The organism is Ornithinimicrobium pekingense DSM 21552 (genome assembly GCF_000421185.1).
GTDB classification, from domain to species: Bacteria; Actinomycetota; Actinomycetes; order Actinomycetales; family Dermatophilaceae; genus Ornithinicoccus; species Ornithinicoccus pekingensis.
Genome location: NZ_ATWJ01000010.1, coordinates 222185 through 247297, shown reverse-complemented (window position 1 = coordinate 247297; position 25113 = coordinate 222185). Strand labels below are relative to the sequence as shown.

Here is a 25113-nt window from a genome sequence, read left to right as displayed (position 1 = left end):
CACCCCTCCGGAGGCGGGAACGGCATACCTGGTGACGCAGGCCGGTCCCGTGCCGGGCGGGCCCGGACGGGGCGGGCGGAGCCGGTCAGACCGTGAGCGGACGGTCGGTCGGTCGGACCGGTGCGGGCAGCGTCGTCGTCCCGGTGAGGTAGCGGTCGACAGCGGCCGCCGCCGCCCGTCCCTCGGCGATGGCCCAGACGATGAGCGACTGCCCACGTCCGCAGTCACCCGCCGCGAACACACCCTCCAGCGGCGTGGCGAAGGAGGCGTCCCGCTCGTAGGTGTTGCGGGTGGTGCGCGGGACGACGTCGGCGGGGGCCGCGGTCTCGTCGGGGCCCACGAACCCCATCGCCAGCAGGACCAGCTGGGCCGGGATCTCCCGCTCGGTGCCCGGGACGAGCTCGACGCGGCCGTCCACGAAGCGGGCGTCGGCGAGCCTCAGCCCGCTGACCCGGCCGTCCTGGCCCAGGACCTCCACGGTGGAGACGCCGTAGGCGCGCTCGCCGCCCTCCTCGTGGGCCTCCGAGACCTTGTAGAGCATCGGGTAGGTGGGCCACGGCTGGGAGGCCGGGCGGTCCGCGGGGGGCGTGGGCAGGATCTCCAGCTGGGTGACGCTGCGGGCACCGTGACGGTGGGCCGTGCCGAGGCAGTCGGCCCCGGTGTCGCCGCCGCCGATGATCACGACGTCCTTGCCCTCGGCGTCGATCCCACGCTCGGACCCGAGGGCCTCGCGGTTGGCGGGGACCAGGTAGTCCATCGCCGCGTGGACGCCGTCGAGGTCGGCACCGGGCACGTCGAGCATCCGCGGCACGGTGGACCCGGTCGCCAGCACGACGGCGTCGAAACGCTCGCGCAGGTCTGCCAGGGACAGGTCGTCGGGCCCGTCGCCACCGACCGTCATGCCCGTCACGAAGCGGATCCCCTCCCCGCGCAGCTGCACCAGGCGCCGGTCGAGCACCGACTTCTCCATCTTGAACTCGGGGATCCCGTAGCGGAGGAGGCCACCGACGGCGTCCGAGCGTTCGTGGACGACGACGGTGTGCCCCGCCCGGCCCAGCTGCTGGGCGGCGGCCAGCCCGGCCGGTCCGGACCCGACCACCGCGACGGTCCTGCCGCTGAGCCACTCCGGCTCCTGCGGCGTGACGCGACCGTTGGAGAAGGCCCGGTCGATGATCGAGACCTCGATCTGCTTGATGGTGACCGGCGGCTGGTTGATGCCCAGCACGCAGGCCGTCTCGCAGGGGGCCGGGCACAGCCGCCCGGTGAACTCCGGGAAGTTGTTCGTCGCGTGCAGCCGTTCGATGGCGTCGGCGAAGTTGGCCCGGCGGGTGTGGTCGTTCCACTCCGGGATGAGGTTGCCCAGCGGGCACCCGGTGTGGCAGAACGGGATGCCGCAGTCCATGCAGCGACCGGCCTGGCGCTGCAGCACCTTCGTGTCCTGCTCGCCGTGCACCTCCTTCCAGTCCTGGATGCGGACCGGCACGGGACGGCTGGGCCGGTTCTCCCGCTCGCGGTGGGTCAGGAAGCCTTTGGGGTCAGCCACGGGAGTCCTCCAGGATGAGCTGCCAGGCGTGCGGGCCGTTGGGGTCCTCGCCGCGTTCCTCGACCTCCTGGCGGATGCGCAGGACGCTGGCGTACTGGCGGGGGGTGATGACGCTGATGCGGTCGGCCCAGGAGCCGTCGGCCAGCAGGCCCTGCGCGACGGTGCTCCCGGTGAGGTCCAGGTGCTCGGAGAGCAGGGCACGCACCTCGTCCACGTGCCCGGTCTGCGCCAGCGGCGTCAGGTGCAGGTCGCGGTTCGCGGCGGCCAGCGGGTTCACCAGGTCGGGGTCGAGGTCGAGCACGAACGCCGTGCCCCCGGACATGCCCGCACCGATGTTGCGGCCGGTGGGACCGAGGATGAGTACGCGCCCGCCGGTCATGTACTCCAGCGCGTGGTCGCCCACCCCCTCGACCACCGCGGTCGCGCCGGAGTTGCGCACGCAGAAGCGCTCGCCGACCGTGCCGCGCAGGTTGACCTGGCCGGACGTCGCGCCGTAGCAGATCACGTTGCCGGCGATGACCTGCTCGTCGGCGGCGAAGGGCGCCGACGGCGGGGGCGCCACGACGACCCGGCCGCCCGAGAGGCCCTTGGCGACGAAGTCGTTGGCGTCGCCGACCAGGCGCAGGGTCACGCCGCGGGGCAGGAAGGCGCCGAAGGACTGCCCCGCCGACCCCGTGAGGGTCAGGTCGACCGTGCCGTCCGGCAGCCCGTCGGGGCCGGCCGCCACCGTGACGTGGTGGCCGAGCAGCGTGCCGACCGTCCGGTTGACGTTGGTGACGGGGAACTCGGCGCGGACCGGGGTGCCGTGCTCGAGCGCGGGCCGCGCGGCCTCGACGAGCAGGTTGTCCAGCGCGACGTCCAGCCCGTGGTCCTGCGCGGCCGCGCTCCGGCGGGCCGCGCCCTCCGGCAGGGCGGGCACGTGCAGGACCGGCGAGAGGTCGAGCCCCTGGGCCTTCCAGTGCTGCACGGCGGCGCTGGTGTCGAGCAGGTCGGCCCGCCCCACCACCTCGTCGAGGCTGCGGTAGCCGAGCGAGGCGAGCAGCTCGCGGACCTGCTGCGCCACATACTCGAAGAAGGTGACGACGTGCTCGGCCCTGCCGGTGTAGCGCGCGCGCAGCTCGGGGTTCTGGGTGGCGACGCCCACGGGGCAGGTGTCGAGGTGGCAGACCCGCATCATCACGCAGCCGGAGACGACCAGGGGGGCGGTCGCGAAGCCGAACTCCTCGGCCCCGAGCAGCGCGGCGACGAGCACGTCGCGACCGGTCTTGAGCTGGCCGTCGCACTGGACCACGATCCGGTCGCGCAGCCCGTTGAGCAGCAGCGTCTGCTGCGTCTCGGCCAGGCCCAGCTCCCACGGGGTGCCGGCGTGCTTGAGCGACGTCAGCGGGCTCGCGCCGGTGCCGCCGTCGTGGCCGGAGATCAGCACCACGTCGGACTTCGCCTTCGCCACGCCCGCGGCCACCGTGCCGACGCCGACCTGGCTGACCAGCTTGACGTGGATGCGGGCCCGGGGGTTGGCGTTCTTGAGGTCGTGGATGAGCTGCTTGAGGTCCTCGATCGAGTAGATGTCGTGGTGCGGGGGTGGTGAGATCAGCCCCACGCCCGGCGTGGAGTGCCGGGTGCTGGCCACCCACGGGTAGACCTTGCCGGGCGGCAGCTGGCCGCCCTCGCCCGGCTTGGCGCCCTGGGCCATCTTGATCTGGATGTCGTCGGCGTGCACCAGGTAGGCGGAGGTCACGCCGAACCGGCCGGAGGCCACCTGCTTGATGGCGGAGCGGCGCTCGGGGTCGAGCAGGCGCTCGACGTCCTCGCCGCCCTCGCCGGTGTTGGACTTGCCGCCCAGCCGGTTCATCGCGATCGCGAGGGTCTCGTGCGCCTCCTGGCTGATCGAGCCGTAGGACATCGCGCCGGTGGCGAACCGCTTCACGATCTCGCTGACCGGCTCGACCTCGTCGAGGTCGACCGGCTCACGGTCGGGTCGCAGGGAGAACAGGCCGCGCAGGGTCATCAGCCGCTCCGACTGGTCGTCGACGAGCCGGGTGTACTGCTCGAAGATGTCGTAGCGCTGCTCGCGGGTCGAGTGCTGCAGCCGGAAGACGGCCTCGGGGCTGAACAGGTGGGGCGGGCCCTCGCGCCGCCACTGGTACTCACCGCCGACCTCGAGGGTGCGGTGGTAGGGGCTGATGCCCGAGAGGGGGTATGCGGTGGCGTGCCGCAGCGCCACCTCCTGGGCCAGGACGTCCAGCCCGACGCCGTCGATCTGGCTCGTCGTGCCGGTGAACCAGCGGCCGACGAGCTCGCGGCACAGCCCCACCGCCTCGAAGGTCTGGGCGCCGCGGTAGGAGGCGATGGTGGAGATGCCCATCTTGGACATCACCTTCAGCACGCCCTTGCCGAGGGCCTTGATGAGGTTGCGGATCGCGACGTCCGGGTCGAGCCCGTCGAGCTGCTGGCCGGCCGAGCAGAGGTTCTCCACCGTCTCCATCGCCAGGTAGGGGTTGACCGCAGCCGCGCCGTAGGCCACGAGGGTGGCCACGTGGTGCACCTCCCGCACGTCACCGGCCTCCACGAGCAGGCCGACGCGTGTCCGGGTGTTGTTGCGGACGAGGTGGTGGTGCACGGCGCTGGTGAGCAGCAGCGAGGGGATCGGCGCCTGCTCCCGGTCGGCGTGCCGGTCGGAGAGGACCACGAAGAACGCACCGTCGGCCACCGCCGCGTCCACCTCGGCGCAGATCTCGGTCAGGCGCGCCTCGAGCGCGGCGGCGCCGCCGTCCACGCGGTAGAGGCCCCGGACGACCGTGGCACCGAGGTCGTGGTGGCCCTCGATGGTCAGCCGGCGCAGCTGGGCCAGCTGGTCGTTGTCGATGACCGGGAAGTCGAGGACGACCTGACGGGCGTGCGCGGGGGTCTCCTCGAGCAGGTTGGGCTCGGGCCCGGTGGAACCGCCCAGGGAGGTGACGATCTCCTCGCGGATGGCGTCCAGCGGGGGGTTGGTGACCTGGGCGAAGGCCTCGACGAAGTAGTCGAAGAGCAGGCGGGGCCGGTCCGAGATGGCCGCGATCGGGGTGTCGGTGCCCATGGCCCCGATCGGCTCGGTGCCGGTCTGCGCCATCGGTGCGAGCAGCACCCGCAGCTCCTCCTCGGTGTAGCCGAAGATCTGCTGGCGCCGGGCGACCGAGGCGTGGGTGTGCCGCACGTGCACCTGCTCGGGGAGGGTCTCCAGACGCACGAGGTTGGCGTCCAGCCACTCTCGGTAGGGCTGCCGTGCGGCGAGGTCGCGCTTGAGCGCGTCGTCGTCGACGATCTCCCCGCGCTCCAGGTCCACGAGGAACATCCGGCCCGGCTTGACGCGGCCCTTGCGCACCACCTTCTCGTCCGGGACGGGGAGCAGGCCGGTCTCGGAGCCGAGGACGACCATGCCGTCGTCGGTGACCCACCAGCGGGAGGGGCGCAGCCCGTTGCGGTCCAGCACCGAGCCCACGACGGTGCCGTCGGTGAAGACCAGGTTGGCCGGGCCGTCCCAGGGCTCCATGAGCATCGAGTGGTACTCGTAGAACGCGCGGACGGACGGGTCCATCGTGGCGTGGTTCTCCCACGCCTCGGGGATCATCATCAGCACCGCGTGCGGCAGCGAGCGCCCGCCCAGGTGGAGCAGCTCCAGCACCTCGTCGAAGGTCGCGGAGTCGCTGGCGTCCGGGGTGCAGATGGGCAGGGCGTCGGCCAGAGGGCCTGGGAAGACCTCGCTCTCCAGCCGCGACTGGCGCGCGTTCATCCAGTTGCGGTTGCCCTTGACGGTGTTGATCTCCCCGTTGTGGGCGATCACCCGGTAGGGGTGCGCCAGCGGCCACGAGGGGAAGGTGTTGGTGGAGAAGCGGGAGTGCACGACCGCGACGGCGCTGGCGTAGCGCTCGTCGAGCAGGTCCGGGAAGCACCGCGGCAGCTGGTCCGTGGTGAGCATGCCCTTGTAGGTGATCGTGCGTGTGGACAGCGACACGGGGTATGCCGTCGTGCTCCGCTCGATCCGCTTGCGGCACAGCCACACCCTGCGCTCGAGGTCCAGCCCGGTCTCGTGCGCTGCGGCGCCGTCGCCGGTCACTACCAGCTGGCGCATCACCGGCATCACGGACAGGGCCGTCGGCCCGATCATCTCGCTGACGACGGGCACGTCGCGCCAACCCAGGACCCGCAGGCCCGAGCCCGCGACCACCTGCTCCACCTGCTCCTGCACCTGGCGGTCGGTGCCGTCGCCGGGCAGGAAGACGATGCCCGCGGCGTAGCGGCCGGGCTCGGGCAGCTCGAAGGGCAGCACCGCGCGGAGGAAGGCGTCGGGCAGCTGGGTGAGGATGCCGGCACCGTCCCCGGTGTTCTCCTCGGCGCCCACGGCACCGCGGTGGTCGAGGTTGTGCAGCGCCGTGAGGGCCTGTTCGACCACGGAGTGCCGGGGCACGCCGTCGAGCATGGCCACGAACGCGACGCCGCAGCTGTCGTGCTCGTGGGCGCCGTCGTAGAGTCCCTGACCCGGTGGGCCGAGGACGGCAGGGCTGGTGGACGTCGTCGAGGACATGGGGATCCCGATCTGGACTGGGCAACCAGGGGCGCCGGACGGAACGTGCGGGCGGCGCTGCCCGACGAAGGAGTGGGAGCAGCATACATATGCATGGGTGTGCATGAAAGGTCGTTCTGGTTCGGGTGTGTCGGCGGAGCGACCTACAGTTGACCCGTGCCCACCACTCCCGTCAACACGCCTGCGCCCGTCCGTCCGCGCCACGACCGGATCGAGGTGCGGGGTGCCCGCGAGCACAATCTCAAGGACGTCTCCGTGGACATCCCGCGCGACTCGCTGGTGGTCTTCACCGGGCTGTCGGGGTCGGGCAAGTCCAGCCTGGCGTTCGACACGATCTTCGCCGAGGGCCAGCGCCGCTACGTCGAGTCCCTGTCGGCCTACGCGCGGATGTTCCTGGGTCAGCTCGACAAGCCCGACGTCGACTTCATCGAGGGGTTGTCCCCGGCGGTGTCGATCGACCAGAAGTCGACCAACCGCAACCCTCGCTCGACCGTCGGCACGATCACCGAGGTCTACGACTACCTGCGCCTGCTCTTCGCCCGGGTGGGTCGCCCGCACTGCCCGGTCTGCGGCGAGCCCGTCGAGCGCCAGACGGCCCAGCAGATCGTCGACCGGCTCCTCGAGCTGCCTGACGGGGTGCGCTTCCAGCTGCTGGCCCCCGTCGTGCGCGGCCGCAAGGGGGAGTTCGTCGACCTGTTCTCCGAGCTGCAGGCCTCCGGCTTCGCCCGGGCGCGGGTCGACGGCGAGGTCGTGCAGCTGTCCGCCCCGCCCACCCTGGAGAAGCAGAAGAAGCACACGATCGAGGTGGTGGTCGACCGCCTCGTCGCCAGGCAGACGCCCGACGGCTCGCCCGACAGCGCGCACCTGCGGCGGCTCACCGACTCCGTCGAGACCGCGCTGCGCCTGGCGGACGGGCTCGTGGTCGCGGAGTTCCCCGACGCCCCGGCCTCGCCCGGGGAGGAGACGGCCTCGGGGCGCCCGGCCCCCGTCGACGCCGACGGGCGTCCCCTGCCCCAGGAGCGCCGGTTCTCCGAGCGGATGGCCTGCCCCAACGAGCATCCGCTGAGCGTCGACGAGCTGGAGCCGCGCAGCTTCTCCTTCAACAGCCCGTTCGGGGCGTGCGCCGAGTGCACCGGCATCGGCTCGGAGCTCGAGGTCGACCCCGAGCTGGTCATCCGCAGCGAGGACACCTCGATCCTCGAGGGGGCGATCATCCCCTGGTCCACCACCGCCGGGCTCAACGAGTACCACCAGCGGGTGCTCGGCGGGCTGGGCGAGGACCTGAAGTTCGCCCTCGACGTCCCCTGGCGCCAGCTGCCCGGACGGGCCAAGGACGCGATCCTGCACGGCTACAAGCACAAGGTCCACGTCCGCTACCGCAACCGCTTCGGGCGCGAGCGCAGCTACTCCACCGGCTTCGAGGGGGTCATCCCCTACATCAAGCGCAAGCACTCCGAGACGGAGTCCGACAGCAGCCGCGAGCGCTACGAGGGCTTCATGCGCGAGGTGCCGTGCCCGGCGTGCAAAGGGGCCCGGCTCAAGCCGGAGATCCTGGCCGTGCACATCGGTGGCCGCAGCATCGCCGAGGTCTGCGAGATGCCGATCGACGAGTGCGCCGAGTTCCTCGCCTCGGTCGAGTGGACGCCGCGGGAGCAGGCGATCTCGGCCCAGGTCAACCGCGAGATCGCCGCGCGCCTGGGCTTCCTGCTCGACGTGGGCCTGGACTACCTGTCCCTGGCGCGCCCGGCGGGCACCCTCTCCGGAGGGGAGGCCCAGCGCATCCGGCTGGCGACGCAGATCGGCTCGGGCCTGGTCGGCGTGCTCTACGTCCTGGACGAGCCGAGCATCGGGCTGCACCAGCGCGACAACCACCGGCTGATCGAGACCCTGACGCGGCTGCGCGACCTCGGCAACACGCTCATCGTCGTCGAGCACGACGAGGACACCATCGGGATGGCCGACTGGGTCGTCGACATCGGCCCCGGCGCGGGGGAGCACGGCGGCCACGTGGTGCACAGCGGCTCGGTCGAGGGGCTGCGGACCCACCCCACCTCGCTGACGGGCCAGTACCTTTCGGGCCGCCGGTCCATCCCCGTGCCGGCGCAGCGACGGCCCCAGGACGGCCGGGTCGTGACCGTGCGCGGCGCGCGGGAGAACAATTTGCGCAACGTCGACGTCTCGTTCCCGCTGGGCAACCTCGTCGCGGTGACGGGCGTCTCCGGATCGGGCAAGTCCACGCTGGTCAACGACATCCTCTACCACGTGCTCGCCAACCAGCTCAACGGCGCGCGCCACGTCCCGGGCCGGCACCGGCGGGTGGAGGGGCTGGACGCCCTCGACAAGGTGGTGCACGTCGACCAGAGCCCGATCGGCCGGACGCCGCGGAGCAACCCCGCGACCTACACGGGTGTCTTCGACCACGTCCGCCGGCTCTTCGCGGAGACCACCGAGGCCAAGGTGCGGGGCTACCTGCCCGGCCGCTTCTCGTTCAACGTCAAGGGCGGTCGGTGCGAGGCATGCTCGGGCGACGGGACGCTCAAGATCGAGATGAACTTCCTGCCCGACGTCTACGTGCCCTGCGAGGTGTGCCACGGCCGGCGCTACAACCGCGAGACCCTCGAGGTGCACTTCAAGGGCAGGACGATCGCCGACGTCCTCGACATGCCCATCGAGGAGGCGGCCGAGTTCTTCGCGGCGGTGCCGGTGATCAGCCGCCACCTGACCACGCTGGTCCAGGTCGGCCTGGGCTACGTGCGCCTGGGCCAGCCGGCCACCACGCTGTCCGGCGGCGAGGCCCAGCGGGTCAAGCTGGCGGCGGAGCTGCAGAAGCGCTCCTCGGGCCGGACCATCTACGTGCTCGACGAGCCGACCACCGGTCTGCACTTCGAGGACATCAACAGGCTGCTGGGCGTGCTGCAGGGCCTGGTCGACAAGGGGAACACGGTCATCGTCATCGAGCACAACCTCGACGTCATCAAGTCGGCCGACTGGCTGGTCGACATGGGCCCCGAGGGCGGCAGCGGCGGCGGTACGGTCGTGGTCGAGGGGACGCCCGAGCGGGTCGCCGACCACCCGACGAGCCACACGGGGGCCTTCCTCGCACCGTTGCTCGAGTCCGACCGACGCGGTCACGGCGTCGCCGCCGACCGACGCCGCACGAGCGCCTGAGGAGGGGCCGATGCCCGACCAGCCGACCGACACCGGCCCCGCGCGGGGCGGGTCGCCGGTGACCTCCGGCGGCACGGGCGGCTCGTGCTGCGCCTCCCGCCGGACGGTGCTGTGTGCCGCGGCGGGGCTGTCCGCGCTGGCCCCGGCCTCGGCGGCCCTGACCGCCTGCGGCAGCGGCGACGGGCAGGCCACCGGGCCCACCGTGGCCGACGACGGGACCGTGACCGTCCCGGTGGCCGACACGGCCGTCGGCGAAGCCACCTACTACGGCGACGCCAAGGTCGTGGTGACCCACCCCTCGCAGGACGACTACCGGGCCTTCGACGCCACCTGTCCGCACCAGGGTTGCGCGACGTCCTCCTTCGACGACGGTGTCCTCGTCTGCCCCTGCCACGGCAGCGAGTTCGACCCGGCGACGGGCGACGTGGTCGGCGGCCCTGCCCCGACCGGCCTGCGGGCGCTGACGGTGACCCGCGACGGGGACGACCTCCAGATCCGTGGCTGACCCCGCCAGCTACCGTCCGCGCCCCGGCGAGATCCCGACCGAGCCCGGCGTCTACCGGTTCCGCGACCAGCACGGCCGGGTTATCTACGTCGGCAAGGCCCGGTCGCTGCGCTCGCGGCTCTCCTCCTACTTCCAGGACCTGGGGGCCCTGCACCCCCGGACCCGCCAGATGGTCACGACGGGGGCCAGCGTCGAGTGGACCGTCGTGCGCAACGAGGTCGAGGCGCTGCAGCTCGAGTACTCCTGGATCAAGGAGTTCGACCCCCGCTTCAACGTCAAGTACCGCGACGACAAGTCCTACCCCTACCTCGCGGTGACCATGGGGGAGGAGTACCCCCGGGCCCAGGTGATGCGCGGTGCGAAGCGGCCCGGGACCCGCTACTTCGGGCCCTACGCGCACGCGTGGGCGATCCGCGAGACCCTCGACACCCTGCTGCGGGTCTTTCCGGTCCGCACGTGCTCCAAGGGTGTGTTCCGGCGGGCCGAGCAGAGCGGTCGGCCGTGCCTGCTGGGCTACATCGACAAGTGCTCGGCGCCCTGCGTGGGCCGGGTCAGCGCGGAGGAGCACCGTGACATCGCCGAGGACTTCTGCGACTTCATGGCCGGCGACACCCAGCGCTTCGTCCGGCGCCTCGAGCGGCAGATGAAGGACGCCTCCGCCGAGCTCGACTTCGAGACCGCGGCCCGGCTGCGCGACGACGTCGGTGCCCTGCGGCGGGCGCTCGAGCGCTCTGCCGTGGTGCTGCCCGACGCCACGGACGCCGACGTCTACGCCCTGGCCGACGACGAGCTCGAGGTGGCTGTCCAGGTCTTCCACGTGCGTGGTGGCCGCGTCCGCGGGCAGCGGGGCTGGGTCTCGGAGAAGGGGGCCGAGGACCTCGGGTCGATCGTCGAGCACCTGCTGCAGCAGGTCTACGGCGGGGAGCGCGGCGAGGACGTGCCGCGCGAGGTGCTCGTCCCGGTCACCCCCGCCGACCATGCCGAGCTGGAGGCGTGGCTCACCGGGCTGCGGGGGTCGCGGGTGCGGGTGCGGGTGCCCCAGCGCGGCGACAAGCGCACGCTGATGCAGACCGTGGCCCGCAACGCCGAGCAGTCCCTGGCCCGCCACAAGGTGGCCCGCTCGGGCGACCTGACGCTGCGCTCCCAGGCCCTGCAGGACCTCCAGGAGATGCTGGAGCTCGAGGAGGCGCCGCTGCGCATCGAGTCCTTCGACATCAGCCACGTCCAGGGCAGCGACGTCGTCGGGTCCATGGTGGTCTTCGAGGACGGTCTGGCACGCAAGTCCGAGTACCGCCGGTTCATCGTGCGCGACGGCACCGGCGACGACACGGCCGCGATGCACGAGGTGCTGACCCGGCGGTTCCGTCACCTTCTCTCGGCCGGCAGCCGTGCGCTGCCCGAGCCCGGACCTCCGGGGGGAGGGGCCGCCGACGCGGCAGGGGCGCCGGCGGGCGACGACGCGCGCAGCGCCAAGTTCCGCTACCCGCCCAACCTGGTGGTCGTCGACGGTGGCCTGCCGCAGGTCAACGCCGCGCAGGCCGCCCTGCGGCAGGTCGGGGTGCAGGACGTGGCCGTCGTCGGGCTGGCCAAGCGGCTGGAGGAGGTCTGGGTGCCCGGCCAGGACCACCCCGTCGTGCTGCCCCGCACCAGCGAGAGCCTCTACCTGCTGCAGCGCGTCCGCGACGAGGCGCACCGCTTCGCCAACGCCTTCCACCGGCAGCGACGCTCACGGTCGATGACCACCAGCCAGCTCGACGGCATACCCGGTCTGGGCAAGGCCCGCCAGCAGGCGCTCCTGGCCCGGTTCGGGTCGGTCAAGGCGTTGCGCAGGGCCAGCGTCGAGGACCTCCAGGAGGTGCCGGGGATCGGCGCGGCGGTCGCCACGGCCGTCGTCGCCCGCCTCCACGGCACCGAGCCGGGCCCGGCGGTTAACCTGAGTACCGGCGAGGTCCTGGAGTGAGGCGTCCACCGCCGGTGCCCACCTCCTCCGCGGGCCGTGCCGCCCGCCAGCCCCCCGAGACGACAGGTGGACCGTGACCCCCCAGGACCGCACCGCCGAGCTGCCGCCCGAGACGACCGGCGACGGCAGCCGCCGCCACGACGTCGTCATCCTGACCGGCATGTCCGGCGCCGGCCGGACCACCGCGGGCGACGTCCTGGAGGACCGGGGGTGGTACGTCGTGGACAACCTGCCGCCCTCGATGATCGTGGAGCTGATGGAGGTCACCGCCGACGACCCGCAGCGGCAGAAGGTCGCGGCCGTGGTCGACGTGCGCAGCCGTGACTTCACCACCGAGCTGTCGACCGCGCTCCAGGCGCTCGCGGAGCGTGGCTGGCGCCCCCGGGTCGTCTTCGTGGACGCCTCCGACGAGGCGCTCGTGCGCCGGTTCGACGCGGTCCGCCGGCCGCACCCGCTGCAGGGGGAGGGACTGCTGCTCGACGGGATCCGCCGGGAGCGGCGGATGCTGTCCGACCTGCGGTCCAACGCCGACGTCGTGGTCGACACCAGCAACTACAACGTCCACCAGCTCAGCGCGAAGGTGGACTCGCTCATCGAGACCGGGGTCAAGGTGCGCCTGCGCCTGGCCGTCATGTCCTTCGGGTTCAAGTACGGCATCCCCCTGGACGCCGACACCGTGCTCGACCTGCGGTTCCTGCCCAACCCGTACTGGGACCCGGCCATGCGTCCCTACACCGGCAAGGACGGCGCCGTCCGTGACTTCGTGCTCGGCCAGGACCTGGCGGGCAGCTTCCTGGACCACACCGAGCGAATGCTGCGCACGGCGGTGGCCGGCTACCTGGCCGAAGGACGACGCTTCGTCACCGTGGCGGCGGGCTGCACCGGCGGCAAGCACCGCTCGGTGGCCATCGCCGAGGAGCTGGCGCTGCGGCTGGCCGACCTGGAGGACGTGGGCGTGCAGCTGACCACCTTTCACCGGGACCTGGGCCGGGAATGAGCGCACCACGCGTCGTGGCGCTGGGGGGCGGTCACGGGTTGTCCGCCTCGCTGCAGGCCCTGCGGCACATGACCGAGGCCATCACGGCCGTCGTCACCGTCGCGGACGACGGCGGCTCGAGCGGTCGCCTGCGCCAGGAGTTCGACATCCTGCCACCGGGTGACCTGCGCATGGCGCTGGCCGCGCTCTGCGAGGACACCGGGTGGGGCCACCAGTGGTCCGCGGTGCTGCAGCACCGGTTCCGCGGTCACGGAGAGCTGGGCGGGCACGCTCTGGGCAACCTGCTCATCACCGCGCTGTGGGACCTCCTGCCGGACGAGCACGTCCGCGGCCTGGACCTCGTCGGCCGCCTGCTCAACACCCGCGGCAGGGTGCTGCCGATGTCCCTCGTCCCGCTCGACATCGAGGCCGGCATCCTGGTGCCCGACGACATGGGGGAGCCGACCGAGATCTCGGTCCGTGGCCAGTCGCGGGTCGCCAAGCACCCCGGCAAGGTGGTGCGGGTCCGGCTGCTGCCGGAGGCACCCCCGGCCTGTCCGGAGGCGCTCGAGTCGATCAAGCTGGCCGACGTGGTCGTCCTGGGCCCAGGCTCGTGGTTCACCTCGGTGATGCCGCACCTGCTCGTCCCCGACCTGCGCCAGGCGCTGCAGGACACCCCGGCCGTCCGGGTGCTGACGCTCAACGTGAGCCTCACCGACGACGAGGCCAGCGGCTACACGGTCGCCGAGCACGTCCACACGGTCGTCGAGCACGCGCCGGGCCTGACGTTCGACCACGTCATCGCCGACCCGCAGGTGGTGCGGACCCGGGCCGAGCGGGAGGCGCTGCAGGCCGCGGTCGACCTGCTCGGGGCCCGCCTGGTCGTCACCGACGTGGGGAGCGCGAGGTCTCCCGGCCTGCACGACACCCTGCGCCTGGCGGCCGCCTACCGCGACGTGCTGGGGGTGCGGACCCCATGAGCGCCGCGCCCCTCCCGGTCGCGGGCGCAGCGTCACGGACCCGGCCGGGAGGACGTCGATGAGCCGCGGACAAGGTAGCCTGCCGCACGCGGGTGGGAACCAGCCAGGGTCACTGACCACCACCCCGCCCGAGCGCACCAGGAGGTTGACGGCTGTGGCGATGACCGCGAAGGTCAAGGACGAGCTCAGCAGGCTCCCGGTGACCAGGACGTGCTGCCGCAAGGCGGAGGTCTCGACGATGCTGCGCTTCGCCGGCGGGCTGCACATCGTCGGTGGCCGGATCGTCATCGAGGCCGAGCTGGACACCGCCCAGAGCGCGCGCCGGCTCCGCGCCTTCATGGCGGAGGTCTACGGCAGCAGCAGCGAGCTGATGGTCATGAGCCCGGGCGGGCTGCGCAAGCACACGAGGTATGTGGTGCGCGCCACCTCCGACGGGGAGTCGCTGGCCCGGCAGACCGGGCTGATCGACCACCGCGGCCGTCCGGTGCGCGGCCTGCCGCCCCGGGTCGTCGGCGCCGCCGTCTGCGACGCGGAGGCGGCCTGGCGCGGGGCCTTCCTCGCCCACGGCTCGATCACCGAGCCCGGGCGGTCGTCCTCGCTGGAGATCACCTGCCCGGGCCCCGAGGCGGCCCTGGCGCTCGTCGGGGCCGCCCGCCGGCTCGGCATCCAGGCCAAGGCGCGCGAGGTGCGCGGGGTGGACCGGGTCGTGATCCGCGACGGCGACGCCATCGGGGCGATGCTGACCCGCCTCGGCGCGCACGACGCCGTGCTGGCGTGGGAGGAGCGGCGGATGCGCCGCGAGGTGCGGGCCACGGCCAACCGCCTGGCCAACTTCGACGACGCCAACCTGCGCCGGTCCGCCCGGGCGGCGGTCGCCGCCGGCGCCCGCGTCGAGCGGGCGCTGGAGATCCTCGCCGAGGAGGTCCCGGAGCACCTCCGGGTGGCCGGCGAGCTGCGGCTGCAGCACAAGCAGGCCTCGCTGGAGGAGCTGGGCCAGCTCGCCGACCCGCCGATGACCAAGGACGCCGTCGCCGGACGCATCCGCCGCCTGCTGGCGATGGCGGACAAGCGCGCGGAGGACCTGGGGATCGAGGGGACCGAGGCCAACCTCACGGCCGACATGCTCGAGGACTGAGCCCCTCCGGCAGGGTGCCCCCTCCTTTGGAAGGGTCGCGGCAGGGCCGATAGGTTGGTGGCTGACGACGTCGTCGACCACCAGCGGCGCGCACCCGCGCGCCCGCCACCTGACGAGGGAAGGTTCTTCCATGACCGTTCGCGTAGGCATCAACGGATTCGGGCGCATCGGCCGCAACTTCATGCGGGCCGTGCTGGCGTCCGGAGCCGACATCGAGATCGTCGCGGTGAACGACCTCACCGACAACGAGACGCTGGCCCACCTGCTCAAGTACGACTCGATCCTGGGCCGACTGGACGGCGAGGTCAGCGCGACCGAGGACGAGATCCGGGTCAACGGCAAGGCGGTCAAGGCGTTCGCCGAGAAGGACCCGTCGGCCCTGCCCTGGGGCGACCTGGGTGCCGACATCGTCGTGGAGTCCACCGGCATCTTCACCGACGCCACCAAGGCGCAGGCCCACATCGACGCCGGCGCCAAGAAGGTCATCATCTCGGCGCCGGCCAAGAACGAGGACCTCACCCTGGTCCTCGGGGTCAACGACGACGACTACGACCCCGCCGCGCACACGATCATCTCCAACGCCTCCTGCACGACCAACTGCCTGGCCCCGATGGCCAAGGTCCTGCACGAGGAGTTCGAGATCGTGCGTGGCCTGATGACGACGATCCACGCCTACACGGCCGACCAGAACCTCCAGGACGGGCCGCACAAGGACCTGCGCCGTGCGCGTGCAGCGGCCCTGAACATCGTGCCGACGAAGACCGGTGCGGCCCAGGCCGTCGCGCTGGTGCTCCCCGAGCTCAAGGGCCGCTTCGACGGCTACGCGCTGCGGGTGCCGGTGCCGACCGGCTCGGCCACTGACCTGACCTTCGAGGCGGGTCGGGAGACCACCGTCGAGGAGGTCAACAACGCGATGCGCAAGGCCGCGGAGGGCCCGCTCAAGGGCATCCTGCGCTACACCGAGGACCCGATCGTCTCCAAGGACATCGAGACCGACCCGGCCTCGTGCATCTTCGACGCCGGCCTGACCAAGGTCATCGGCAACCAGGTCAAGGTCGTGGGCTGGTACGACAACGAGTGGGGCTACTCCAACCGTCTCGTCGACCTCGTCGCCCTCGTCGGCTCCAAGCTCTGAGCCTGATGCGCACGATCGAGCAGCTGGGGGAGGACCTCGGCGGACTCGCGGGCCGCACGGTGCTGGTCCGCAGCGACCTCAACGTGCCCCTCGACGGCACGACGATCACCGACGACGGCCGGGTCCGGGCCTCGGTGCCGACGATCCGTGCGCTCGCGGAGGCGGGCGCACGGGTCGTGGTGACCGCCCACCTGGGCCGTCCGAAGGGCGAGCCCGACCCGCGCTACTCGCTCGCACCGGTCGCCGAGCGGCTCGGCGAGCTGCTCGGTCGACCGGTGACCTTCGTCGAGGAGACGGTGGGGGAGCGGGCCACGACCGCGGTGCGCGCCATGGCCGACGGTGACGTCGTCGTCCTGGAGAACCTGCGCTTCAACGCCGGCGAGACCGCCAAGGGCGACGGCGAGCGCGCCGAGTTCGCCCGGCAGCTCGCCGGGCTCGCCGACGCCTTCGTCTCCGACGGCTTCGGGGTCGTCCACCGCGCCCAGGCGTCGGTGTATGACGTCGCTCGGCTGCTCCCGCACGCGGCGGGCGGCCTGGTCCACGCCGAGGTCGACGTCATGCGGCGGCTGCGGGAGGACCCGCAGCGGCCCTACGTGGTCATCCTCGGCGGTGCCAAGGTCAGCGACAAGCTCGGTGTCATCGAGTCCCTCCTGTCGGTGGCCGACAAGCTGCTCGTGGGCGGGGGCATGGTGTTCACCTTCCTGCGCGCGCAGGGCCACGAGGTCGGCACCAGCCTGCTGGAGGAGGACCAGGTCGACACGGTCCGCGGCTACCTCGAGACCGCCGCGGAGAAGGGCGTGGAGATCGTCCTGCCCGTCGACGTCGTCGTGGCCGACGCCTTCTCGGCCGACGCCCGTCACGAGGTGGTCGCGGCCGACGCGATCCCGGCCGACATGATGGGCCTGGACATCGGGCCGGAGTCCGAGCAGCTCTTCACCCAGGCCCTCGCCGACGCCCGCACCGTGTTCTGGAACGGCCCGATGGGCGCCTTCGAGATGGCTCCCTTCGCCTCGGGCACCAAGGCGGTGGCCACGGCTCTGGTCGACCGGACCAGGGACGGCGCGATGACGGTCGTCGGTGGCGGTGACAGCGCCGCGGCCGTGCGCGACCTCGGCTTCGCCGACGACGACTTCGGGCACATCTCCACCGGCGGCGGGGCGAGCCTGGAGTATCTCGAGGGCAAGGAGCTCCCCGGCCTTGCGGTGCTGGAGGACTGATGGCGCAGACGAAGAGCACCCCGCGCACGCCCCTGATGGCGGGCAACTGGAAGATGAACCTCGACCACCTCCAGGCCACGCACCTGGTGCAGAAGCTCGACTGGACGCTCAAGGACGCCCGGCACGACTTCGCCGCGGTGGAGGTCGCCGTCCTCCCGCCCTTCACCGACCTGCGGTCGGTCCAGACGCTGGTCCAGGGTGACAACCTCGACCTGCGCTACGGGGGGCAGGACCTCTCCCAGCACGACGAGGGGGCTTACACCGGCGAGATCTCGGGCGCCTTCCTGGCCAAGCTCGGGTGCACCTACGTCGCCGTCGGGCACAGCGAACGACGCCTGTACCACGCCGAGGACGACCGGGTCGTCGCGGCCAAGGTGCGGGCGGCGCTGCGGCACGGTCTGACGCCGATCCTGTGCGTCGGTGAGCCCCTGGACGTCCGGCAGGCCGGCAGGCACGTCCAGCACGTCGTGGGACAGCTGGCCGGCGCCCTCGACGGTCTCGACGGCGACCAGGTCTCCCGGGTCGTCGTGGCCTACGAGCCCGTGTGGGCGATCGGCACCGGCGAGGTGGCCACGCCGCAGGACGCCCAGGAGGTGTGCGCGGCGGTCCGGGGCACCGTCCGTGAGCTGGTCGGCGACCAGGTCGCCGACGGGCTGCGCATCCTCTACGGCGGCTCGGTGAAGGCCGCCAACGTGGCCGAGATCATGGCGCAGGAGGACGTCGACGGGGCCCTCGTCGGGGGTGCCTCGCTCGTCGTGGACGACTTCGCCGCGATCTGCCGCTACCGCCAGCATCACGGTGGCTCCGCCTGAGGTGACCGGGCCGCGCGCCGCGTCGGGCGCGCCGGACCGCCTGGGTTAGGCTGTACGTCGCCCCGCGGCCCCTCGCGGCCGCGGGGCGACAGACAAGCTTTCCGACCCGATGACGAGGTGTGTCCCGCGTGGACTACGTGCGCTGGTTCCTGAACGCCCTGCTGGTGATCACCAGCTGTTTCCTCGTGCTGCTCATCCTCATGCACAAGGGGCGCGGGGGCGGCATGTCCGACATGTTCGGGGGTGGCATGAGCAGCAGCCTGGGCGGGTCGTCGGTGGCCGAGCGCAACCTCAACCGGATCACCGTCGCGGTCGCGCTCGTGTGGATCACGGTCATCGTGGGGCTCGGCCTGCTCGTCCGCTTCGGCTGACCGGCACAGCTCCTCCGCCGCGCCGGTGACGGCGCGACCCTGGTGAGCACGGGGTCTGCCGGGTTACTCTGCCCACCTGGAACACGGCTGTGTCCGGGTCCGTCGCCGACGCAGCCGACACAGGGGTATGAAGGAGGCACCGCATGGCAGGGACCAACGCGATCCGCGGCAGCAGGGTGGGCTCGGGCCCGATGGGAGAGTCCGAACGGGGGGACACCGCGCCGCGCATCGTCGTCAGCTACTGGTGCGCGAACGGCCACGAGACCACACCCAGCTTCGCCCGGGGCGAGGAGATCGAGGTCCCGGAGACCTGGGACTGTCCGCGGTGCGGGCTGCCCGCCGGGACGGACCCGGCCCACCCGCCGGAGGCGCCCCGGATCGAGCCCTACAAGACCCACCTGGCCTACGTGAAGGAGCGCCGGAGCGACTCCGACGGCGCCGCGCTGCTGGAGGAGGCCCTGGAGGCCATGCGCCGCCGCGGCGTGGGCGGCGGCTCCGCCGAGGGCTGAGCCGCCGGTCCCCTAGACCTGGTCGAGCGAGGCGGCGGCGGCCTCGTCGAGCCACCACACGGTCTCGTGCCGTCCGCGGACGCAGGACGCGGGCACCTGGGGGTCGTCCCGCGTGCCCCGGGCGAGCGCCACGGCCTCGGCCTTGTCCGCACCGGCCACCAGCAGCCACACCGCCGAGGCCTGCGCCAGGGCGGGCAGGGTCAGCGTCACCCGCGTCGGCGGCGGCTTCGGCGAGTCCCCCACGGCTGCGGTGGTGCGGTCCTCCACCCCCAGCTGGGGACGGCCGGGGAAGAGCGAGGCGACGTGGGCGTCCGGCCCCACGCCCAGCATCACGACGTCGAGCTCGGGGACGCCCGACCCCTCCGGTGCGTGCCGGGCCAGCTCGGCCGCATACCGTGCGGCGGCCTCCGTGGCCTGCTCGGGGTCGGACCCGGCCGGCACCCGGTGGACGTGCTCGCGGCGCACGGGCAGGTCGCCCAGCCCGGCGTCGTCGGCCTGGGCGTCGTTGCGGTCCTCGTGCCCCTCGGGCACGAACCGCTCGTCGCCCCACCACAGGTGCACCTGCTGCCAGACGGCACGCTCCAGGTCGCCGGACCGCGCGCGCCCGGCCAGGTCCTCCATGACGGCCGTTCCCATGGAGCCACCGGTCAGCACGAGGTGGGCCTGTCCGCGGGTGGCCACGGCGTCGTGGACCCGGCGGTCCAGCTCGTCCACGACGGTCCGGGCGACGGCGCCCTTGTCCGGGAAGGTCCGGACCTCTCCGGCCCGGGCCGTCTCGAGGGCCTCCTCCACGCGGGCCTGCACGGCCTCGTCGGCGGCCCGCTCCGAGGGGGAGCGACGTCCCAGGGCGCGGCTCGAGACGCTCGCACGGTCGGAGGTGTCGACGTCCTCCGGCCCGGCGGGCACGTCGCCCGCCTGCGCGGCGCGGCTCCGGGTGGACCCGCGGCTGACCAGAGGCAGCCCCTCGCGCAGAGCGACGGCGTAGACCTCGTCGGGGTCGAGCCGGCGCAGCTCGTCGGCCAGCGTCTGCGCCAACGAGGGGGTGTGCAGGGCCACGAGACGGGGCAGGCTGCCGACACGGCTGAGCGTGGCGGTGTCCGTGCCGTCCTCGGTGCGCACCAGGTCGATCGGACCCGAGACGCGCTCCAGGCGCACGCTGACCAGGCCGCTGCCGGCGGCGCTGCGCACACGGGTGACGGGACACCGCAGCATGGCCGCCAGCCAGCCGGCGAGCAGGGCCGCTCCCGGGTGGTCGGGCTCGGCGGTGACGGCCGCCCCCGTGACCGGCTCGAAGGGTGCGGACTCCAGCGAGGCGGCCAGGAGCGCCCGCCACCGGGTGATGCGCGTCCACGCGAGGTCGCTGTCCCCGGGGGCGTAGTGGCGGTCCCGGCGCTTCAGCTGGGTCGCGGGCCTGGGGCAGACGGTGGCGTCGGTGATCCGCCGGTGCGCCATCTGCCCCAGCGGCGAGCCGGCCACGTCGGCGGGCGGCTCGCCCGGCCACCAGGCGACGATGGGGGAGTCGGGCAGCAGCAGCGGGGTGACGACGGACGCCTCCTGGCGGGTGAGGTCGCCGTAGAGGCGCAGCACGACGATCTCGCTGGCGCCCGCGTCGCCGCCCACCCGGATCTGGGCGTCGAGGCGGCCCCTGCCACGGCTGTTGGCCAGGACGAGCACGAGGATCCGCGCCGGGTGCTGCCGTGTCGCGTCGTTGGCCGCGCGGATGGCGGCGTCGGCCTGGTCCTCGTCCACGGTGACCAGCAGGGTGAGGACGCGGCCCATGGCCATGGCGCCCACCTCGTTGCGCAGGCGCAGGAGCTCCTTGGAGACCGCGCTGGTCGAGGTGCTCGGCAGGTCGCGGATCACGGGAGCCTCCACTCACGGCCGTCGCGGCGCAGCAGCTCGTCCGCGTCGTCCGGGCCCCAGGTCCCGGCGGGGTAGTCGTCGGGCCCGGAGCGGCTGCGCGACCAGCTGTCGATGATGGGGTCCAGGATCTTCCAGGACAGCTCGACCTCCTCGTGGCGGGGGAAGAGCGGGGGCTCGCCGAGGAGCACGTCCAGGATGAGCCGCTCGTAGGCCTCCGGGCTGGACTCGGTGAAGCTGGCGCCGTAGCCGAAGTCCATGGTCACGTCCCGCACCTCCATCTGGCTGCCGGGCACCTTGGAGCCGAAGCGGATGGTCACGCCCTCGTCGGGCTGGACCCGGATGACGACCGCGTTCTGGCCCAGCTCCTCGGTCGCGGTGTCCGTGAACGGCAGGTGCGGCGCCCGCTTGAGCATGACGGCGATCTCGGTCACCCGCTTGCCCAGCCGCTTCCCTGCACGGAGGTAGAAGGGGACCCCCGCCCACCGCCGGGTGTGCACCCACAGCTTGACCGCGGCATACGTCTCGGTGGTGGACCCCGCCCCGACCCCGTCCTCCTCGAGGTAGCCGGGGACCTTCTCGTCGCCCTGCCAGCCCGCGGTGTACCGCCCCCGCGCGGTGCTCGTGGTGAGGTCCTCGGGCAGGCGCACCGAGGCGAGCACCTTCTCCTTCTCCGCGCGCACCGCGTCGGCGGTGAAGGCGATCGGTGGCTCCATGGCGGTCAGGGCGAGCAGCTGGAGCAGGTGGTTCTGGATGACGTCGCGGGCGGCACCGACCTCGTCGTAGTAGCCGGCCCGGCCGCCGATACCGATGTCCTCGGCCATGGTGATCTGCACGTGGTCCACGTAGTGGCTGTTCCACACCGGCTCGAACATCTGGTTGGCGAAGCGCAGCGCCAGCAGGTTCTGCACCGTCTCCTTGCCCAGGTAGTGGTCGATGCGGAAGACCGAGTCCGGCGGGAAGACGTTCTCGACGATGGCGTTGAGCTCCTGGGCGCTGGCCAGGTCGTGGCCGAAGGGCTTCTCGATCACCACGCGCCGCCAGGTGCCCGGCCGGGGGTCGGACAGCCCGCTGGCCTGCAGCTGGTCGCACACCGGCCCGAACCAGGCCGGCGGGATGGACAGGTAGAAGGCGTGGTTGCCCCCGGTGCCCCGCTGTTCGTCCAGCTCGTGCACGGTGCGGGCGAGGAGCCGGAACGCGTCCGGGTCGTCGAAGGCGCCCGGCACGAACCGGAACCCCTCGGCGAGGGACCGCCAGACCTCCTCCCGGAACTCGGTGCGGGCATGGGCCCGCACCGAGTCGTGGACGACCTTGGCGAAGTCCTGGTCGGCCCACTCCCGGCGGGCGAAGCCCACGAGGGAGAAGCCCGGCGGCAGCAGCCCGCGGTTGGCCAGGTCGTAGATGGCCGGCATGAGCTTCTTGCGGGCGAGGTCACCCGTCACGCCGAACATCACCATGCTGCACGGTCCCGCGATCCGCGGCAGCCGCTTGTCGTCAGGATGTCGCAGCGGGTTGAGGTCGGGTGTGACCTCCGCCGGGGTGCCGGGCATCAGCCCAGTGCCGCGCGCAGCTGCTCGAGGCCACGCGCCTGGTCGGTGAGGTGCAGGCGCAGGACGGGCCGGCCGTGCTCGGCGAGCACCGCGGCGTCGCCCGCGGCCTGGGCCGTGATGAACTCCCCGAAGGTGTAGTCCTTGCCGGGCACGGCGAGGTCCTGCTCCGGCGCACCGGTGACCTGCAGGTAGACACCCTGGGCGGGTCCGCCCTTGTGGTACTGGCCGGTGGAGTGCAGGAACCGCGGGCCCCAGCCGAAGGTGACCGGCCGGCCCGTGCGGCGCACCAGGTCGGCCTGCACCGAGGCGAGGCCGGCGAGGCGGAGCCGGTCGAGGTAGACCATCACGGCCAGGTAGCCGCGCGCGGGGTCCAGCTGCCGCGTCAGGGCCTCCACGGCCTCCTGCAGGGTCGAGGTGCCGGGGGGCAGCCAGCTGCCGGCGCGGATCTCGACCGCGTCGTCGACGGCCACCGGGTCGTCGCCCTCCCCGGCCCCCTGCTCCATGATGTCGCGGGCGGCCTGCTTGGCGCTCTCGACGTCGGGCTGGTCGAAGGGGTTGATGCCGAGCAGGCGTCCGGCGACCGCCGTCGCGACCTCCCAGAGGAGGAACTGCGCCCCCAGGGGGCCGGCGACGTTCACCTGCGAGCCGGCCGCCGCTCCCGCCGGCGCCGTGCCGCTCTCGTCGTGGCCGTCGTCGCCGTCCAGGTCGGTGTCCGGGTCGGCGATGAGGGCCACGACGGTGCAGTCGGTGGTGTCCTCCAGCCCGTCGGTGGGTCCGGCGTGGGCCGGCACCACCACCGGGAGCACACCCGTGCCCTCCTTGCCCGTGGACTCGGCGATGAGCTGCTCGGCCCAGTCGGCCAGGCCGGAGATGCCCGACCCGGCGTCGGCGAAGAGGAGCTTGTCGCGCAGCGGCTCGGTGCCTCCCAGCGCGGCGCCCAGGCGCAGGCCCGGGTTGCCCTGGTCGTCGTCGGCCAGCAGGTCGGCGACCTCCTCGGCCTCGTCCAGCAGGGCCGCGATGTCCGCACCGGCCAGGCCCGAGGGAACCAGCCCGAAGGCGGTCAGGGCCGAGTAGCGTCCGCCGACGTCCGGGTCGGCGTTGACGACCCGGTAGCCGTCCGCCCGGGACTGCTCGTCCAGGGGGCTCCCGGGGTCGGTGACGATGACGACACGCTCGGTGGGGTCGATGCCGGCGTCGGTGAAGGCCTGGACGAAGGCCCTGCGCTGCGAGTCGGTCTCCAGGGTGGACCCGGACTTGGAGGACACCACCACCGCCGTGGCGCTGATGTCCTCCTCGAGCGCGGCGCGCACCATGTCCGGGTCGGAGCTGTCCAGCACCACCAGCGGCACCCCGGCGGTCGCGCAGATGACCTCCGGCGCCAGGCTGGAGCCGCCCATCCCGCAGAGCACGATGCGGCTGACACCGCGCTCGCGCAGCTGCTCCCGCAGCGCCGACACCTCGCCGACCAGCGGGCGGGAGGACCGGGGCAGACCCACCCACGAGAGGCGGACCGCGGCCTCGGACTCCGCCTCCGGGCCCCACAGGGTGGCGTCCTGGGCGAACAGGCGGGAGGCGAAACGCTCCTCCACGAGGGGGCCCAGGTGCTGCTCGACCGCGTCTGCGGCGGCGCCGAGGGCCTCGACCGTCAGGGCGCTCACGCGCCCTCCTGGTGCTTGGCCAGCTCCTCCGAGACGGTGTCCAGAAGCTCCTGCCAGGACGTCTCGAACTTGTCGACGCCCTCGGTCTCGAGCAGCTCCACGACCTCGGTGTAGGACACCCCCACGCGGGCGAGGTCGTCGAGCACCTGCTGCGCCTCGGCGTAGGACCCGCTGACGGTGTCGCCGCTGATCTTCCCGTGGTCGACGGTGGCCTCCATGGTCTTGGCCGGCATGGTGTTCACCGTGTGGGGCGCCACCAGCTCGGTCACGTAGAGCGTGTCCGGGTAGTCGGGGTTCTTCACCCCGGTCGAGGCCCACAGCGGGCGCTGGACGTTGGCGCCGTCGTCGGCGAGGTTCTGCCAGCGCGGGGTCGAGAAGACCTCCTCGAAGGCCTGGTAGGCGAGCCGGGCGTTGGCGAGCCCGGCCTTGCCGCGCAGCGCCAGGGCCTCGTCGGTGCCGATGGCCTCCAGGCGCTTGTCGATCTCGCCGTCCACGCGGGAGACGAAGAACGAGGCCACCGAGTAGATGGACGACAGGTCCTTGCCGCGCTCCCGGGCCTGCTCGAGGCCGGTCAGGTAGGCGTTCATCACCCCGCGGTAGCGGTCCAGGCTGAAGATCAGCGTGACGTTGACGCTGATGCCCTCGGCCAGCGTCTGGCTGATCGCGGGCAGCCCCTCGACGGTCGCCGGGATCTTGATGAGGAGGTTGGGCCGGTCGATCTCGGCCCACAGCCGCTTGGCCAGCTCGACGGTGCCGGCCGTGTCCTTGGCCAGGTGCGGGTCCACCTCGATGGAGACCCGCCCGTCCAGGCCACCGGTGCGCTCGAAGACGGGGGTGAACACGTCGCAGGCGTTGCGCACGTCCTCCGTGGTGAGGGCGAAGACCGCCTCCTCGGTGGTGCCGGCGGCCAGCGTCTTGATCTGGGGGGTGTACGCCTCGCCCTCGGACAGCGCCGTGGCGAAGATCGTGGGGTTGGTGGTGACGCCCAGCACGCCGCGGTCGATGTAGGTGGCCAGGTCGCCGTCCTGGATCATCGGGCGGTTGAGGTCGTCCAGCCAGACGGAGACACCGGCGTCGGCAAGCTCGTGCAGCGCGGTTCGCGTCTCCTCGGCCGTCGCTACCTCGGTGGGGGACGGGGTCGGCTTGCCCTGGTTCTGGTCGCTCATCGTT

General features: G+C 72.7%; 17 protein-coding genes. 11 read left to right on the top strand and 6 right to left on the bottom strand.

The annotated features are described in order from the left end of the window. Positions 1-85 precede the first annotated feature (85 nt). Both K330_RS0110785 and gltB read right to left on the bottom strand, forming a co-directional pair. Positions 86-1543: a glutamate synthase subunit beta gene (locus K330_RS0110785; RefSeq protein WP_022921842.1), complete on the bottom strand. Its 1458-nt coding sequence runs from the start codon at positions 1541-1543 to the stop codon at positions 86-88. Further along, on the bottom strand, positions 1536-6107 hold the full coding sequence (gltB, locus tag K330_RS0110780; protein ID WP_022921841.1) for a glutamate synthase large subunit: 4572 nt from the start codon (positions 6105-6107) through the stop codon (positions 1536-1538). The genes K330_RS0110785 and gltB overlap by 8 nt, the downstream gene beginning before the upstream one ends. Positions 6108-6263: 156 nt before the next feature. Here gltB and uvrA point away from each other — a divergent pair, with 156 nt between their 5' ends. From uvrA to K330_RS0110725, 11 genes are all read left to right on the top strand, one after another. Further along, positions 6264-9275, top strand: coding sequence for an excinuclease ABC subunit UvrA (gene uvrA, locus K330_RS20675; RefSeq protein WP_022921840.1), 3012 nt, complete (start codon positions 6264-6266; stop codon positions 9273-9275). A 10-nt stretch (positions 9276-9285) separates the two neighbouring features. After that, positions 9286-9780, top strand: a complete 495-nt coding sequence (locus K330_RS0110770) for a Rieske (2Fe-2S) protein (protein WP_022921839.1) — start codon at positions 9286-9288, stop codon at positions 9778-9780. Continuing rightward, on the top strand, positions 9773-11740 hold the full coding sequence (gene uvrC / locus K330_RS0110765; RefSeq protein WP_022921838.1) for an excinuclease ABC subunit UvrC: 1968 nt from the start codon (positions 9773-9775) through the stop codon (positions 11738-11740). Before K330_RS0110770 ends, uvrC begins: the two co-directional genes overlap by 8 nt. 73 nt (positions 11741-11813) lie before the next feature. After that, positions 11814-12737: an RNase adapter RapZ gene (gene rapZ / locus K330_RS0110760; RefSeq protein WP_022921837.1), complete on the top strand. Its 924-nt coding sequence runs from the start codon at positions 11814-11816 to the stop codon at positions 12735-12737. After that, positions 12734-13696 carry a gluconeogenesis factor YvcK family protein gene (locus K330_RS0110755; RefSeq protein ID WP_022921836.1) on the top strand — a complete coding sequence of 321 codons (963 nt, stop codon included), beginning with the start codon at positions 12734-12736 and terminating at the stop codon, positions 13694-13696. The genes rapZ and K330_RS0110755 overlap by 4 nt, the downstream gene beginning before the upstream one ends. 154 nt (positions 13697-13850) lie before the next feature. Next, complete coding sequence (gene whiA / locus K330_RS0110750; RefSeq protein WP_022921835.1) at positions 13851-14831, top strand: DNA-binding protein WhiA; 981 nt, start codon at positions 13851-13853, stop codon at positions 14829-14831. A 130-nt stretch (positions 14832-14961) separates the two neighbouring features. Further along, the gene (gene gap, locus K330_RS0110745; protein WP_022921834.1) at positions 14962-15966 is read left to right on the top strand and encodes a type I glyceraldehyde-3-phosphate dehydrogenase; all 1005 of its coding nucleotides are present in this window, start codon (positions 14962-14964) and stop codon (positions 15964-15966) included. 5 nt (positions 15967-15971) lie between these two features. After that, positions 15972-17183, top strand: a complete 1212-nt coding sequence (locus tag K330_RS0110740) for a phosphoglycerate kinase (RefSeq protein ID WP_022921833.1) — start codon at positions 15972-15974, stop codon at positions 17181-17183. After that, a complete protein-coding gene (gene tpiA, locus K330_RS0110735) occupies positions 17183-17995 on the top strand; it encodes a triose-phosphate isomerase (RefSeq protein WP_022921832.1) in 813 nt (270 codons plus the stop codon). Before K330_RS0110740 ends, tpiA begins: the two co-directional genes overlap by 1 nt. A 128-nt stretch (positions 17996-18123) precedes the next feature. Then, positions 18124-18366: a preprotein translocase subunit SecG gene (gene secG / locus K330_RS0110730; protein WP_029202556.1), complete on the top strand. Its 243-nt coding sequence runs from the start codon at positions 18124-18126 to the stop codon at positions 18364-18366. A gap of 143 nt (positions 18367-18509) precedes the next feature. Further along, positions 18510-18875 carry an RNA polymerase-binding protein RbpA gene (locus K330_RS0110725; protein WP_022921830.1) on the top strand — a complete coding sequence of 122 codons (366 nt, stop codon included), beginning with the start codon at positions 18510-18512 and terminating at the stop codon, positions 18873-18875. A gap of 12 nt (positions 18876-18887) precedes the next feature. Here the strand turns inward: K330_RS0110725 and pgl are convergent, their stop codons facing one another. From pgl to tal, 4 genes are read right to left on the bottom strand one after another with little or no spacing between them, the layout of a single operon-like run. After that, positions 18888-20738: a 6-phosphogluconolactonase gene (gene pgl / locus K330_RS23910; RefSeq protein WP_169448541.1), complete on the bottom strand. Its 1851-nt coding sequence runs from the start codon at positions 20736-20738 to the stop codon at positions 18888-18890. Further along, positions 20735-22285, bottom strand: a complete 1551-nt coding sequence (zwf, locus tag K330_RS0110715) for a glucose-6-phosphate dehydrogenase (RefSeq protein ID WP_022921828.1) — start codon at positions 22283-22285, stop codon at positions 20735-20737. Before zwf ends, pgl begins: the two co-directional genes overlap by 4 nt. Continuing rightward, entirely contained in the window at positions 22285-23943 is a 1659-nt protein-coding gene (locus K330_RS0110710; protein WP_022921827.1) for a glucose-6-phosphate isomerase, read from the bottom strand. The genes zwf and K330_RS0110710 overlap by 1 nt, the downstream gene beginning before the upstream one ends. Then, the gene (tal, locus tag K330_RS0110705) at positions 23940-25109 is read right to left on the bottom strand and encodes a transaldolase (RefSeq protein ID WP_022921826.1); all 1170 of its coding nucleotides are present in this window, start codon (positions 25107-25109) and stop codon (positions 23940-23942) included. Before tal ends, K330_RS0110710 begins: the two co-directional genes overlap by 4 nt. Positions 25110-25113 lie beyond the last annotated feature (4 nt).

Excerpts from the sequence above, each read along its gene's own strand:
- tpiA (WP_022921832.1), top strand. The coding sequence starts at position 17,183 with ATGGCGCAGACGAAGAGCACCCCGCGCACGCCCCTGATGGCGGGCAAC.
- gltB (WP_022921841.1), bottom strand. The coding sequence starts at position 6,107 with ATGTCCTCGACGACGTCCACCAGCCCTGCCGTCCTCGGCCCACCGGGT.
- K330_RS0110770 (WP_022921839.1), top strand. The coding sequence starts at position 9,286 with ATGCCCGACCAGCCGACCGACACCGGCCCCGCGCGGGGCGGGTCGCCG.
- zwf (WP_022921828.1), bottom strand. The coding sequence starts at position 22,285 with ATGCCCGGCACCCCGGCGGAGGTCACACCCGACCTCAACCCGCTGCGA.
- tal (WP_022921826.1), bottom strand. The coding sequence starts at position 25,109 with ATGAGCGACCAGAACCAGGGCAAGCCGACCCCGTCCCCCACCGAGGTA.
- K330_RS0110740 (WP_022921833.1), top strand. The coding sequence starts at position 15,972 with ATGCGCACGATCGAGCAGCTGGGGGAGGACCTCGGCGGACTCGCGGGC.
- K330_RS0110755 (WP_022921836.1), top strand. The coding sequence starts at position 12,734 with ATGAGCGCACCACGCGTCGTGGCGCTGGGGGGCGGTCACGGGTTGTCC.
- gap (WP_022921834.1), top strand. The coding sequence starts at position 14,962 with ATGACCGTTCGCGTAGGCATCAACGGATTCGGGCGCATCGGCCGCAAC.
- K330_RS0110725 (WP_022921830.1), top strand. The coding sequence starts at position 18,510 with ATGGCAGGGACCAACGCGATCCGCGGCAGCAGGGTGGGCTCGGGCCCG.